Raw genomic sequence first — 13,743 nt, forward strand, 5'->3', positions numbered from 1 at the left:
GATAGCACAGCGTAGACTTCTACGTAGTCATTGATGAAGCCTAAATTGTGCATTTTTAATCTTCGTCTTGTTTATCCTGGACTCTAATTACCAAATATATATTTAGCAAAATGTTTATTTTTCATTAACAGTGATACAACTAACCAACTTATGAAAAAACTAGGGATAGAAAAACACAACATAGACATAACCGTTACTTGGGAAGTTACTTGAGGAACGGCAAAAGTCAAAATAATTCCCATTGTCTTTTTTATAATTGGATGAATTAAGTAAATTCCAAAAGAACAGTTACCCAAATCTTTAATTATCTTACTTTCTTTTATCTGACTTGACAAACAGATACCAACAAACAACAAAGAGAAGGCTATAATAATATTACTGACTTCACTTGCTATAAATACTTTTCCTAAGGTATTGACAACAATAAAAATACATAAAAATAATAAAATTGTACTTCTGCTCTTAACTACAGATGAATTTACTTTTAAAAGCAGATGATTTAAAACTACTGCTAAACAAAAGTAAGGTAGGCAAATTAAAATCCATACAATCTGAACAAGTAAGAATCTAGCTACCAGATATTCTATTGTATTAGGTTTCATCAAGCTTAATAAGCTTGTGAAAGCAGTATGAGAACCTAAGTTAAACGAATTACCCGACCATGCAATCAAATAGTTAACAATAATCCCCACAATAGATAAAAAAGCCATTATTTTAATTCTACTGCGGTGTTTTACTAGATTATCTAATAAAAAAACTAATAAAGTTCCTGAAAATAAGAGTGGTAAAAAGTAGAGATGATAGGATGCACCACCAAAAAATATAATTGCAAATGGGTCTTGAAAAAGCTCATTTATGCGATGACTTTGATGTATAAGTGGGAAAATAATTATTCCCAAAACTATATAAAATATACTCCAAACAGTGTAGGGTATAAAAATACGTTGAAATTTAGCTAATAAAAATTGTAAAGAAATATTCTCACCCAGCTTACGGGTTGTAAAAAAGAAAGATGTTGCTAAAAAAAATGGGACAGCAAAATAAAAGAATAACCTGAACTGTAATGCCCAATAACTTACAGAAACCCCCCATGTTTCATCACCTGAATGAACAACAATTACCGCAAAAGCAGCAAGTCCCCGGAGCAAATCAATACCTAGTAGTCTTTGTTTATTAAACATCTTATATATACCTTCCTTTGAGATATAGATATCTTTGAATTTTAAGCTTTTGCTTTTAGAAACTTATTTTCCATTTAAATACAGACAAATCTAGAATATAATTTTAGATATTGATATGCTATATCTAATTTAGAAAAGCGAAAATCATCAACAGTTTTATTTAAAGGCTGTTCTAAAGTAGAAATAATGGCTTGTGAGAGATTATTAACAGCATCACCTTCCAGATCAAAATAACAACAGTTAGAACCGCCAACTTCTCTAAGTATGGGAATATTAGAACAAACTATTTGACAAGAAAAATATAAAGCTTCTGCTAATGGAAGACAAAATCCTTCCTGAGATGAAGCTGCAATAAAAACCTGACATTTTTGGTACAGCCAACATAATTCATTATCTTTAATGGCATGAATTAATATCACTTGATCCTGAAGATGAAGAGTCTGAATTAGATTATGTAAACTTTCTGTTTCTGGTCCAGTATTGCCAACAATAATTAGCTTTGTGGCATCTTTTAGATAATTATGTTGCTTTAAAAAAGAAAATGATTGAATCAACAAATCTATATTTTTGTTTTTCCGATGTTGAGCAACGCATAACAAAAAAGAATTATGATCACTCATGTTTAAATTAGTATATTTTTTAGGAACAATATTACTAAAATCTACATAATTATAAATAGCATTAATAGGTTTGAGTGATTGAATATTTGGGAAGTATGATTTCAAGCTACTTAATGTGGTCTTAGAAACACAGGTAAGACCATCACTATGTTCTATACATTGTTTTAAAAACAACTGATTAAATATAACGTTGGGATATCCAAATACTTCTGGTTTTTCATAAGGATATAAATCGTGAATTGTGGAAACAACAGGAACAGAGAAAAGTGGCCGCAGGAAAGGCAAAGGAAAAGATAAATGAACAATGTCAGAATTAAGTCCTTTCACTATTTTTGGTAACCCAAATAAAAACCAGATATTTCTAGACAACGAACTATTTTTGATATCTACACTGATTAATTCAATTTTGTGGGAATTAAAAAATGATTCAAAGTAATACTTCTGCCATGCTCCGACAATTAAAGTTACCTTGCTAACCTCTTGAGTATCGGCCAAACATTGAGCCAGATTTGCAGCATATCTACAAACGCCAGTTGGATTTGTAGGTCTGTGTAAAGCAGCAATTAGTATGTGCATATTATGAATACGAAAATTATAAAAAATCACATCTTTCATAGGGATTTAGCATTGCTAAACCCCTACCTTTTTGTTAGCAACCTCTAAATAAAGTTGATTTAAACGCTCTCCTACAACCTGCCAACTGTAGTTTTCATTTACTAATTTTCGGCCTGCTTGACCCATAGCAATTCTCAGTTGTGGATTTTGAACTAAATGAATCATGGCTGCTGCTAGGTCACGAACCGCCTGATATGGTTCGTCAGCAGGAATCTTAAAACCAGTTGCCTCTGTAACTTGAACAGCCGGTCCCCCTAAATCTAAACAAATTACAGGACGACCTGCGGACATTGCTTCCATACATACCCAACCTCCAGAATCATGTAAGCTGGGATGAACTAGGACATGACAGTCCCTTAATAAATCTAAAGCCTTTTCACGAGGTAATTTGCCCCAAAATTTAACTTTTTTAGCAATTCCTAAGTCTGATGCTAAAGTTTGTAGTTGATCCCATTCTGGTCCATCTCCTACTATCCAATACTCTGTATTTGGTAAATTCGCTTGGGCAAAAGCACGCATTCCTAAATGAAACCCTTTCCAGTGCAAAAGTCTACCCATGCTGATAAATCGGACTATTGGCTCATTAGCTATTTCATATTGATTTAGATGTTTAATGTCTTCTGCTGATAACCCTGATTCCGGCAAAATATGCACATGATTCACACCCATTTTATAGAGACACTGGGCTGTATCTTTAGTTGTGGCTCGGACTACAGCACTTCTTTGAGCAGTCAGACGGACAAACGGGTCTTTTTCTCCCAGCCAGCGAGCGCCGCTCCGAGCAATTTCGTAAATTTTGCCATTTAAGCTAAAATCCTGCCAAAAGCTTGCTGGTGCTGATTCTCCACCACCTACAGGACCCCAAACAAGGGGAATCGGTAGGAGTGAGAGGAAGCAAGGACTGGAATACTTAACAAAGGTGACATGATGGCTCAAGTCAAAGCCAATTTTCTGATGTAAGTCACGGGCGACAAAATAGGCTTGAATTTGCCAGAGGTAATAGTGAAACTGCATTCCCCCAGACTGTCCCCAGCGTCGGCTATCTTGCCAAAAGGGGAGGGTAAAGTAAACAAAGTGAAGATTGGGAATGGGGTGGCGTGCCAATTCTGCGTTAATAATATCCTGACTTTCATCGGGTCGGGTGAGTACCCAAACTTCATGGTATTTAGCAGCTTCGCGGGCAATATTCCAACCCACACCAGGTTCAGAACCCATACCTGGTTCACAGGAGTAAGCAGACATTAAAATCTTCATAGGGAATTGGTAATTGGTAATTGGTAATTGGGAAATTCTTTCTCTCTCTTGCCTCTGTGTATCTGTTTCTTCAGTTGTCGTTCTTGCCATGCTAGTCCTAGAATAAAGGCGATAGAAAGCATGAAGCCTGGTTCTTCCATTTGAGTAAAAATAAAACCCATGACGAGAACAGTTAGTAAAGTAACTTTTAAGGAATCATCTAGACCAAAGTATTGCCAAGCTAAATAGCCTAGAAATAAGTATGCTCCTACACCCAAAAGTCCCAAGTCTCCCCATATTCCAGCCCAGCCAAAAATTGGCATGAAAAAAGTAGAACCAGAACAAAGCCAAGAACTACCACAAAAATTCATTGCTTCTTGACTAATTGGATTGGTCGTAGCACCTAATGGTCCGAGTATGGACCAATAATCTTTCAGAAACCATACTCCTAAACGGCTGACAGTATGTCCAGGACCTAGACCAAACAACCAATCCAGAGAGGATTGATAATGAGATAAAATGGAACGCACTGAGTAAAATTTGGTATACCAAGCATAACCATCTGGTCCGTAAAGTTCCGGTCGCGCCCAAGCTGTAAATGCGAGAAATGCTTCTACGTTCTGTATACACCACAGAAATCCGTATCCGAAGATAGCGATCGCACTCAGCAATTTTATACTTTTACCAAGATCATGGGAATGTGCTAAAATTAAAAGACCCCAGGCGATTAGATAGGCAAGCACAATTTGTTTGGAATCAGAAAATAGAATCTGCCAGAAAGCAGCGAGAATTAGAGCGATTCTACTCCATAGAGGAAAAGTTTTTTCATTAGTAAAGAAGTAGAGAGTAAAGGCAACTGATACCGAAGCTGATACATAACCTCCGGCTCCAGAAACGAAAAAGACTCCGCCACATCCGTCTGTTCCATCAAGTCCGTTAGCATAGAGTTTTCCGGCATCAATTAGAGGTTTCTGGACAGCAGCAAGGAAAAAGTTAATTACAGCAGACCAAATGAGCCACTTTTTAATGCGTGTAATAGATTTAGCCGACATGGAAATAGAGATGATGGTCAGCAGAAACATAAAGGGTTCTGCAAGCATCATGAAAGAGACAATGGCGTTAATCAAGCCTGTGTTATTCCATAAAGCACTCGTTAATACTGCGACTAGAAAAATAAACAGTCCGAATAGGAAAGAATAGGCAATGGTAATCTGTTTATGATCTTTAGCTTTACTTGTGAATAATACAACTCCTAAAACAAATGGAACAATTCCAAAGTGAGCAAGGTTAAGAATTGAGGGAGCATGAGTAATTGAACAAAAAATTCGGGAGTAAAAAACTGTAGAAAAGGCAAAAATAACTAGGGTTATGTTATCAATTACTCCCTTTTTTATCATTTTGTTAGTTGTAGATGACTGCAAATACATAACTTGGATATTTCATTTTTTTGGCTCTTCGGTATTTGTTTGTTATGCCAAATATGAGTTTATTTACCCCAGAACCCTTATAAATAAAGGACTTTATTGTTTTTGATGCCAAATTTATGTCCAATTAACCTATAATCCTTATATGGCAAGGATTTTAAGATTTTATTGGTTAATTTAGCATAGTAAGTACCGAAGAGCCATTTTTTTTATTCTTTCTAGTCCAAATTTGTCGTTAAATAGGAATTTGTACCAGCATCATCGAGGCTTGAAGATAAAATTACAGACGTATGTTTTACCTAAAGAATGTAATCCTTGGTAATTTTTAGTATCTTGATGTTTTTCTTGGGAAAATTCTGATAAACTTTTCAATTGATCATTAATAAAAAAGTATCCTTCATAATCCAAAGCTAATATTTTTGCGAAGATTTTAGATATATCCTGATCAGGATGATGTTTTTGCTCAATTTCAATCAAGAGATTAGGGCGTTGGGTAATTAATAAATTATATGCTCCATCAATTACAGATTCTTCATGCCCTTCAACATCAATTTTTATGAAACCAATATTTGTGTGATTCTGATCGTCAAGTCGTTTTAATGGAACTTGATAACTTCTACCATTTTCATCAGTAACCCCAGTTTCTAAAGTTCCTAGTTGGTCATATAGGAAGTTATTAACAATTGGTATAGATAAAATTGCTTCTCCTTCTCTATCAGAAAGTGCTATAGAATAAAAAGTTACATTTGAGCCAACTGATTTAGTTACAAATTTTGCTAATTCTGGATTAGGTTCGTAAGCAAATACATGATGCGAGAGTCGAGAAAGAAAATAAGTATAGACACCTTTATTTGCACCGATGTCAATACTATTTTTTTGTGGATCAACCAAAGATTTTAATAGTTTTAATTCAGGTTCACCACTTTGGTAGTTCATGGCAGCCATTAAATGAATAATAACTGAAGGAGGTAATACTTTTCTAACTAATTCTTTTGTAGACATTGTAATCATTGAATCACTTTCTCTGCGATTTATAATACGGCTTATTTCTTAGAACAGGAAGACTATTATGATTGTGGAATCATGGTTTTGTCAGCAACAACTAAATAACTTCCATATATTGCCAGAATAGGAATTTTTTCACCAAATAGACGAGTCATTTTGCCACTGCCAAAAATTTTTACATTAATAAAGTTTTCCACCCCTTCCTGTGTTACATCCAATATCTAGCACATTTTTAATATGGATAGGAATGTGATGAAAAAATTGCCTGTATCTATCACAAGTAAAAGTATCAGATTCACTACATTCTTGTGATGCGTTAAGCTCTTTGTAAATTTCTTTATTTTGATAACTCATTTTCATGTTCTCCTTTTCAGTAAATGTTCATAAACTTCAGCAACATTATCTGCTGTTTTTTCCCAAGTAAATAATTTAGTTCTGGTCAAATTTTTTTGTTTTATTTCTTGGTAATAGCTAGGATTATCATAAAGATTAATCACTGCATTTGCAATTTCCTTTGCATCTCTTGGGTTAACTAAAACTCCAGCATCTCCTACAACTTCAGGCATAGCAGAAACATTTGAGGTAATTACTGGAGTTCCACAAGCCATTGCTTCTAAAATAGTAATGCCAAAACCTTCATATAAGGAAGGAGCAACCAGAATATCAGCAGCATTATAAATTTGCACCAGAGTTAATTTATCTGGGTTTCCTAAATATTTAACACAGGAAGAAATTCCTGAAGTATCGATAAAGTTTTTCTGATCATCGGTAAAATCTGCCCCAACTTTCCAAAACTGGATTGATAATCCTTTTCGCATTAAAATTTCTATTACTTGCAGAATAATCGAAATATTTTTACGAGGATGATTTGCTCCAACATTGAGAAGACAAATTGTTGCTGGTGCAATTCCTTGTTGTTGACGAAAAGATGTAATTTGTTCTGGAGGCAAAGGTTTAAAGATTGATTCAACAGCATTAGGAATTACAGTTATCTGTGATGGATTAATCTTGAGAATTTCCGTTGTATCTTTTGCTGTAGCGGTAGAAACTGCAATAATGTGATCTGCATATTTCATCCCTTTAACAGAGTATAGCCAGGCATTTCTACTAATAAGCGGTAATTGTACAGAACCTTGAAGATTATTAGGATAGAAAAAGTTAATCAGATCATGACAAGTGACAACAGTAGGTTTACCCGTTTTCTTCAACGAATAAATAAGATGAGCATCGCAGGGTTCAATGATATGGTAAATATCTGCTACTTTTTGTTGAACTGTATGAGGATATTTCCAAAAGCGTTCATAATATTTTCGGACTCTGAGAGACCAAGAGGAACTACCTCTATTAAAAGAACGGGGTGCTAATTCTATAATCTCCCAATTTGGACGAACAGCTTTTAGTCCAGAAATAAGACTATTGGTATAAATATCAATGCTGAATTCAGCCATTGTCCGTGCGATAGCTATCCGCATCAGTTCAATCCACTTTTTTTAGGTTAGCAAAATTTTGAAAAAAGTTCAGACGTTTTTTGAAAGTAGCAATATTTTATGGTGAGAACCGGAAGTGTTTAAATCTAAAAAAGTGTCATTCTATTTGACCAGAGCCACAGATCAGGATGCGGAAGTTGAAACCCTGTTCGCCCAACTGGTGAGCAGCAGCAAAAATCAAGTCAATGCCTTTACTGTTGGTTAACCGTCCCAAGAACCCAATGTGAAAGGGATGATCTGCTTTCTGTTGACGAGGGGCGAAAAATTCAGGATCAACACCCATCTGGGGCATGACTTCTAATAAACCTGTATAACCTTCAACATCAATCTTTATAAAATCAATATCCGAAAAATTAAATTCATCAAGGGTGTAAAGGGTTACATCTTTCTCTATTTCTCTATCTACCTTCTCTGTTGTTGCTGGATGATTACCAGAACTAAGACTTCCATAGCCGATAAGAGTGTAACCATCATCGCGGACAGGAATATAAAGAGTTGCATTAGCAGACTTAGAAGATAAACTAATTTGGTTTTAATTAAATTAAAGCTGTTTAGCAAAAATTTCAGCCTGTGTTGCTAAGTTGTGAGCTTGGTACCAAGCGTATGCCTGATTAGCGATTCTTTTTCCTACCTCTAAATTTAGGCTTTCAGTTGTGTGATTGATTGCCCAGTAATTCTCTCCGTTACGAAGACCATCCATACCATCTACAAGTACAGCATTTGAAGAGACAACAATTGGAATTAGTCCATATGCACTGTAAGCAGCATAAACACCAGATTTGGCTAGAAACTCAGGAGGATAGTTTAAGATACCTGCTTTAGACTTGAGTAATATTTTGCCAATTTCTGAGGTACTCCTTACCCCCATAGAAATTACAGGAACATTACTAAACTTATTGATATTAAATCCTATGGGAGGACCAATATCATATATCTTTTCAATCTTTAGTATTCGACAAGCATCTTGTAAAGCATGAGGAAACTGCTCATAAATTCTTGCTCGACTATTACGACTACCAAAAACAACCAAAATTGGATGCCGATCTTCCAATGGATATAAATCCTGTGCTTCTTCAACATTTGAAAAGACTGGCATAACAGAAATTTGAGATTTTTGCCTACGAGTTAGGTGCTGTAATTGCTGTCTAAATTGTTCTCTGCTGGTAAGACAATGATTGCTTAAAAGAACTAGACGACTGGCGATGTTTTTTTGCACTGGTGATAGCCAGAAAGCACTAATCCAAGGTGGATCTGCACCATAATAAGGCGCACCCGAACCATAAGTCTCATGAAACATTGTGACTAATTTTTTAGTAGGGTAAGCATTTTTGTAGTCTTCTAATCCTTTTACTAGCCACAATGGACAACCACGTCTGGCATAACCACAACCAACATACTGTAATACTACTGAAGAGGCATTATTACCAATTTCATTTAGTAGTGATACTAGGTTTGTACTACTATGATTTGTAATTTGACTAATGTTAAATCCATCAATTTCCTTCTTGCCTGACCAGCTTGGATCTCCAACAATAAAGTGTGTCTTGATGTTAAAGTCTCGATCCATCTGATGAGCTAAACTTAGTGCATAATCACCAACACCATCAACTTCTGGAAAAAGTCTAGGAACAATTTGGATAATTGGCATCATAACGATTACATTTTAATAAAAAAGTTATTCTTTAAAGTCAAATTACGAATGAATGTAGATTGTAAGCTTCCATACAATGAGTCAGTGGCTAAATAAACTTTTCTATTTGTCGAATTATTATGCTATCGTCACAAGTAAATCTCTTATTTTTTGACCAGCTACTCTCCAGTTGAGACGTGATTCATATTCATTAAAGGCAGAGAGAGCTAATTTTTTATATTGGGTATAGTTCGTAAATACATTTTTAATGTATTCGCAGTATTCGCTAATATCACTATCAGTATTAAATAGTTTTCCATTCAAGTCATCTTTGATCATTGTCGGAATTCCACCAACTCTTCTAGAGAGACAAGGTACACCTAATGAATTGGCTTCACAAAAAACAATAGGTGTGCAATCAGCACGGGAAGGTAAAATCAAGAAATGTGAATTAGAAATTAGTTGATAAATTTTCTTTTTACCTTCTGGATTAGACTTGGAAATATAACCCAGAGGCTTAACGAAATCAGGGAGAGCTTCTTCCACACTAGGTTGGCTGCCAACTATTGTTAATTCAGTTTTTAAACCTGAATAATTCAACTTTCTAGCTACTTTCAAAGCAACATCTCCTCCTTTACGAAACCAATCTACTCCTAGAAATAGTAATTTACATTGATTTGTAGGTCTAGATTCAATCAAGGTTTTAATTTCATCAAGACTTAGATTACTTTCAATATTTGCTCCAAAAGGGACAACTTTTACTTTTTCAGGATCGGCTTGATAATAATCAATTGCTGTTTGGGCTGCCCACTCAGAAGAGTAAATTGCTAACTTAGATTTTTTGAGACTAATACCCTGAATTAAATGGGCATTCTGGACTGATTCTTCACAAAGATTACTATATACAGGATAAAAATCTATTAAATTAGCAAAAGTTGCATCTGCCCAAAAAACTATTGGTTGATGACATTCGAGATAAGCAATGGCATCACTTCCTGCACTAAAAGCTACATCAGTTTTAATACTGTTCAGCTTTTGAGAAATTTGTCTTCCATAGTCTCTTAAAATCAATGGTTCGATATATTTTATATAGTTTTTTCCCAAATATTTATGGTAACGACTTTTAAATTTACTCACAAATTGTAAAGCTAATTTTTCTTCTAAGGGTCCAATATATTCAATCGGTATAGATTGGTTTTTAAGACTCTGACCAATGTAATAATTAATTCCTGACCAGTTGTTATGATCACAAAGAGTCCTAGAATCAAAAGTAGTAACGTAAGCTATTTTCATTGACTGTTCAATCCTTTCTGAATAAATATCATATTGTGATAGAAATATGTAGCAACAATATGCATATCAAAATATGTTGGTTGATACCCTTCTATCTTATATTCAAGATAATTGCGTGCATTCACCAAATTACTACCCTGCCCTTATTTCAGGTAATTAAATTTCTCTCTTAAACTAGTAGCTTGCTTGTATAGTTCTGAATAAGTTGATAATAATTCTTTGAGTTTATTAATATTGACTGAGTATTTAGGAGTGCTAAGTAACCGATGAAGATAATAACTAAATGTTCGTGCAAGTATAAAAAAAGGTCGTCTTTTCGGAGATGGTATATCCTTGTACTTAGAGAGAAACTGGTCAGAAAGCCAATCATCAACAAGCTTATATAGTATTTTATTATCTGACTCTGATTGAGGTCTGACATAGTTCTCCCCAGAGTAGTTAGATACACAAATGTTATTAAATTGAATTGCATCAGAATAATAAAATTGTTGAATAAGAGCCTCTTGAATTTTACAGGCAACCCACCAATATGTACTATCGAATTGATTTTGATAGGGTAACAGAATAAAGTCTTTAACTACATCTTGATGAAATGCCATTAGTTGTTCATCGTTCCTTAAAAAGGATTGATATTTCAGTCCTTTGAGGGGAGTCTGGATTATTTTGGGATTTATCGGGATAGCGATCGCTGGTTTATATGTTAAAAGCTGGTTTTCAAAAATTTCCCAACTTCCTTTAATGAATTTTATATCGTCATCACAAAATATATAGTAGAGATATTCTCCTTTAGTTAAAGCCATTTCCAGTAACTTGTTTCTTCCTTCTGCCCACGTAGATTTTGGGAAAAATATTGATTCTTCAACGGATTGGTTGATTACTGCTTCAATGGGCTGATCGTATGTTAAAAAGATAACGTCAGCGTTTGGGTTATCTGATAGATGTAAGTAATTTTTCATCAACTCAGCTTTACCTTGGACAAGATACAGGAAATCTTTCATTTTATGTTACTATTCTAACTAAGTTTGAACTACACTTTAAAAGTAATAAACGTTTTATGTCACGCATATTTAATTTCTGGAGATGTCTAATAACTACAAAAATTTCTTGTACATAATCTTCGATTAGTTTTTGATTGCTAAAATCCATTAAACCCCTTGCCATGATCAAGAATAAAATAACCCTGTTTAATTGTTATAGCTATCAAGATTTTTGTTATTAGAAGTTAATATTTGTTGTTTGGCTAAAGTTTTTCCCCTTTTAGTCGCTTGATAAAAATCGCGTTCTATCGGACTCATCTTCCACTGTCTCAAGTATTGAAGCAATTTTTCTTTGCAGCTTGTATTTTGTCTTTCTGGTAGTTTATCTCGAAAGGAATCTAATAAGGTATGGGAATAAACAATTCCTTCAACTAGCTTAACTAAATATTCTTTTTCTAAACGCCTAGCTGGCATAATATGTGTCATCTTTAGATCTGTAAACTGTCCAGTTCCTAGGCCAATATCGCAGGCAGTAAAGGCTAAATCTGTATCTCCACAGGAAAGTAATATCTGAGCTTTATGATCTAGACCCTGACGATCTAAGTACAAACGACGAGAATCATTTTGAGTTAGATTTGCATATTTCTCTGCTACAATTTTTCTTACACACATTCCCGCACCGCAAGGAGTTGTATCATGCTGGTTCAATAAATTTGACCATTTATTCTGATCAAACTTACGAATAGCTAAGTACTTCCAATAAGGTTCTGTCCATTCGGGAGGAGTTACTTCAAACTCTCCCCTAATTTGCCCCCCCCAAGCACCAATAAATGAATAATCTTTACTAATTTGTAAAGTTACTTCAAGATAGTCTAAATCTAAAACATTATCATCATCAACAAATACTAAAGTTTCTGCTCCTGCTTCCTGAATACCTCGTAAACGAGCAGAGGTTAAACCTAATTTTTCTTCTCTAATATGACGAGATTGAGGGTGCCAAGACAAATCAATTTCGGAAGATAGAATTTTGTCACTAGCATTGTCTATTAACAGCAGTTCCCATTTTTCTACTGGCAATGTCTGCGTTCGCAAAGAATCTAAAACTTTATCAAGATAATCATGACGAGGATTATGAGTACAAATAATGACACTTAAGAATGATTTCATAGGAAAAGAATAAATATTTTATGAATTTGCAGAATGTGTCCAACCTAGTCTCGACAGAATCATCAGGTGAATATTTTCGATAATTAACTTTATTGAAGATTTAACTGTTGCTATTGACAAGTGACACTTTAAAGCTTCTCGAAGTTGGTTGATTGCACCATAACTGTCACCTTTGCTAATAAATTCCCTTGCAGAATCGATCGCATAAAATGCGTAGTTTCTTAATGCTGTTCTTGAAAGTTTACTGGCAGATTCGCTTGGCAAATATTCCCTCACAATGTCAACTGCTTGACGAAAGTCTTGAATATTCTTACCAGTCCGTACAGATTGTCCCGTTAAGGAAGTGGAACCTCTACGGTATAAAGCAAGTGCCTCAACTTCGTACCAAACTGGATAATGAACAGCAATACGAACCCACATTTCCCAGTCCTCACCCCAACAAGACATACGATTATCAAACAGGCCAAGTTGCTCGTAAACATCACGTCTTACTACAATGGATGGGGTTTGAATAAGCTGCATAACAGCTATTCGCTCTAGCCAATTATCTAAAATGCCACTTTCAGACTGCTCAAGGCAGGAAGTCCAAATCCAGTTACCTTGTTCATCCATGTGGATATGACGACAGAAAGCGGCTCCTATTTCGGGTTTTTCTTCAAAACCTCGTTGCAGCTTGCGATAAAAGCTCTGTTTGACACAATCATCACCGTGTAGAAGATGAATTAATTGCCCACGAGATCGCTGTAAACAAGTCTCAAAATTTTTGATGTAACCTACGTTCTCTGGCTGTCGATAAAAACTAACGCGATCGCCCGCTAGTTCTCTCACAACAGCTTCAGGATCATCTTTTGTTGAATGGTCGTCAATTACCTCAATCTGCATTATCTCTGCGCCTAGATCTTGAGCTAACACACTAGCTAGGGTTTCTCGCAGATAGTTTGCACAGTTGTAGGTGGGAATCATGACAGACCAAAGGGGACGATGTGTTCCCTCTGGAACTGGTAGAATAGTTGCGCGGTAAGGATGTTTTTGATTCATAGACTATGTAAATATTTTGAGTATCTTTTAATTAGTAGGTTCTTTCAGCATCTAATACCTCATGAATTTTGCA

At 35.1% G+C, this 13,743-nt stretch carries 13 protein-coding genes; all 13 read right to left on the bottom strand.

The features are described from left to right. Window positions 1-83: 83 nt before the first annotated feature. Window positions 84-1,181: an acyltransferase gene (locus EZY12_06145; GenBank protein ID QSX69220.1), complete on the bottom strand. Its 1,098-nt coding sequence runs from the start codon at window positions 1,179-1,181 to the stop codon at window positions 84-86. Window positions 1,182-1,255: 74 nt separating this feature from the next. Beyond that, window positions 1,256-2,377: a glycosyltransferase family 4 protein gene (locus tag EZY12_06150; protein ID QSX69221.1), complete on the bottom strand. Its 1,122-nt coding sequence runs from the start codon at window positions 2,375-2,377 to the stop codon at window positions 1,256-1,258. Between the two features lie 54 nt (window positions 2,378-2,431). Continuing rightward, window positions 2,432-3,670 carry a glycosyltransferase family 4 protein gene (locus EZY12_06155; protein ID QSX69222.1) on the bottom strand — a complete coding sequence of 413 codons (1,239 nt, stop codon included), beginning with the start codon at window positions 3,668-3,670 and terminating at the stop codon, window positions 2,432-2,434. Beyond that, window positions 3,667-5,046, bottom strand: a complete 1,380-nt coding sequence (locus tag EZY12_06160) for a hypothetical protein (protein ID QSX69223.1) — start codon at window positions 5,044-5,046, stop codon at window positions 3,667-3,669. The genes EZY12_06155 and EZY12_06160 overlap by 4 nt, the downstream gene beginning before the upstream one ends. A 285-nt stretch (window positions 5,047-5,331) precedes the next feature. After that, entirely contained in the window at window positions 5,332-6,075 is a 744-nt protein-coding gene (locus tag EZY12_06165; protein QSX69224.1) for an FkbM family methyltransferase, read from the bottom strand. 183 nt (window positions 6,076-6,258) lie between these two features. After that, window positions 6,259-6,432: a hypothetical protein gene (locus tag EZY12_06170; GenBank protein ID QSX69225.1), complete on the bottom strand. Its 174-nt coding sequence runs from the start codon at window positions 6,430-6,432 to the stop codon at window positions 6,259-6,261. Window positions 6,433-6,434: 2 nt separating this feature from the next. Continuing rightward, complete coding sequence (locus EZY12_06175; GenBank protein QSX69226.1) at window positions 6,435-7,550, bottom strand: glycosyltransferase family 4 protein; 1,116 nt, start codon at window positions 7,548-7,550, stop codon at window positions 6,435-6,437. Window positions 7,551-7,662: 112 nt separating this feature from the next. Beyond that, entirely contained in the window at window positions 7,663-8,091 is a 429-nt protein-coding gene (locus tag EZY12_06180) for an FkbM family methyltransferase (GenBank protein ID QSX70542.1), read from the bottom strand. Window positions 8,092-8,106: 15 nt separating this feature from the next. Beyond that, window positions 8,107-9,216 (bottom strand): glycosyltransferase family 1 protein, encoded by a 1,110-nt coding sequence (locus EZY12_06185; GenBank protein QSX69227.1) that lies wholly within the window; start codon window positions 9,214-9,216, stop codon window positions 8,107-8,109. Window positions 9,217-9,333: 117 nt separating this feature from the next. Then, the gene (locus tag EZY12_06190) at window positions 9,334-10,488 is read right to left on the bottom strand and encodes a glycosyltransferase family 4 protein (protein ID QSX69228.1); all 1,155 of its coding nucleotides are present in this window, start codon (window positions 10,486-10,488) and stop codon (window positions 9,334-9,336) included. Window positions 10,489-10,631: 143 nt separating this feature from the next. Continuing rightward, window positions 10,632-11,486 carry a hypothetical protein gene (locus EZY12_06195; protein QSX69229.1) on the bottom strand — a complete coding sequence of 285 codons (855 nt, stop codon included), beginning with the start codon at window positions 11,484-11,486 and terminating at the stop codon, window positions 10,632-10,634. 186 nt (window positions 11,487-11,672) lie between these two features. Further along, on the bottom strand, window positions 11,673-12,632 hold the full coding sequence (locus EZY12_06200; GenBank protein QSX69230.1) for a glycosyltransferase: 960 nt from the start codon (window positions 12,630-12,632) through the stop codon (window positions 11,673-11,675). Between the two features lie 18 nt (window positions 12,633-12,650). Continuing rightward, the gene (locus tag EZY12_06205) at window positions 12,651-13,670 is read right to left on the bottom strand and encodes a glycosyltransferase family 2 protein (GenBank protein ID QSX69231.1); all 1,020 of its coding nucleotides are present in this window, start codon (window positions 13,668-13,670) and stop codon (window positions 12,651-12,653) included. Between the last annotated feature and the right edge of the window lie 73 nt (window positions 13,671-13,743).

The sequence above is a fragment of the Dolichospermum sp. DET69 genome, assembly GCA_017355425.1.
Taxonomy (GTDB): Bacteria; Cyanobacteriota; Cyanobacteriia; order Cyanobacteriales; family Nostocaceae; genus Dolichospermum.

Bases quoted from the DNA above. Each gene is read 5' to 3' on its own strand.
- EZY12_06165 (QSX69224.1), bottom strand. From the start codon at position 6,075: ATGTCTACAAAAGAATTAGTTAGAAAAGTATTACCTCCTTCAGTTATT.
- EZY12_06155 (QSX69222.1), bottom strand. From the start codon at position 3,670: ATGAAGATTTTAATGTCTGCTTACTCCTGTGAACCAGGTATGGGTTCT.
- EZY12_06150 (QSX69221.1), bottom strand. From the start codon at position 2,377: ATGCACATACTAATTGCTGCTTTACACAGACCTACAAATCCAACTGGC.
- EZY12_06160 (QSX69223.1), bottom strand. From the start codon at position 5,046: ATGATAAAAAAGGGAGTAATTGATAACATAACCCTAGTTATTTTTGCC.
- EZY12_06145 (QSX69220.1), bottom strand. From the start codon at position 1,181: ATGTTTAATAAACAAAGACTACTAGGTATTGATTTGCTCCGGGGACTT.
- EZY12_06195 (QSX69229.1), bottom strand. From the start codon at position 11,486: ATGAAAGATTTCCTGTATCTTGTCCAAGGTAAAGCTGAGTTGATGAAA.
- EZY12_06170 (QSX69225.1), bottom strand. From the start codon at position 6,432: ATGAGTTATCAAAATAAAGAAATTTACAAAGAGCTTAACGCATCACAA.
- EZY12_06185 (QSX69227.1), bottom strand. From the start codon at position 9,216: ATGATGCCAATTATCCAAATTGTTCCTAGACTTTTTCCAGAAGTTGAT.
- EZY12_06175 (QSX69226.1), bottom strand. From the start codon at position 7,550: ATGCGGATAGCTATCGCACGGACAATGGCTGAATTCAGCATTGATATT.
- EZY12_06205 (QSX69231.1), bottom strand. From the start codon at position 13,670: ATGAATCAAAAACATCCTTACCGCGCAACTATTCTACCAGTTCCAGAG.
- EZY12_06200 (QSX69230.1), bottom strand. From the start codon at position 12,632: ATGAAATCATTCTTAAGTGTCATTATTTGTACTCATAATCCTCGTCAT.
- EZY12_06190 (QSX69228.1), bottom strand. From the start codon at position 10,488: ATGAAAATAGCTTACGTTACTACTTTTGATTCTAGGACTCTTTGTGAT.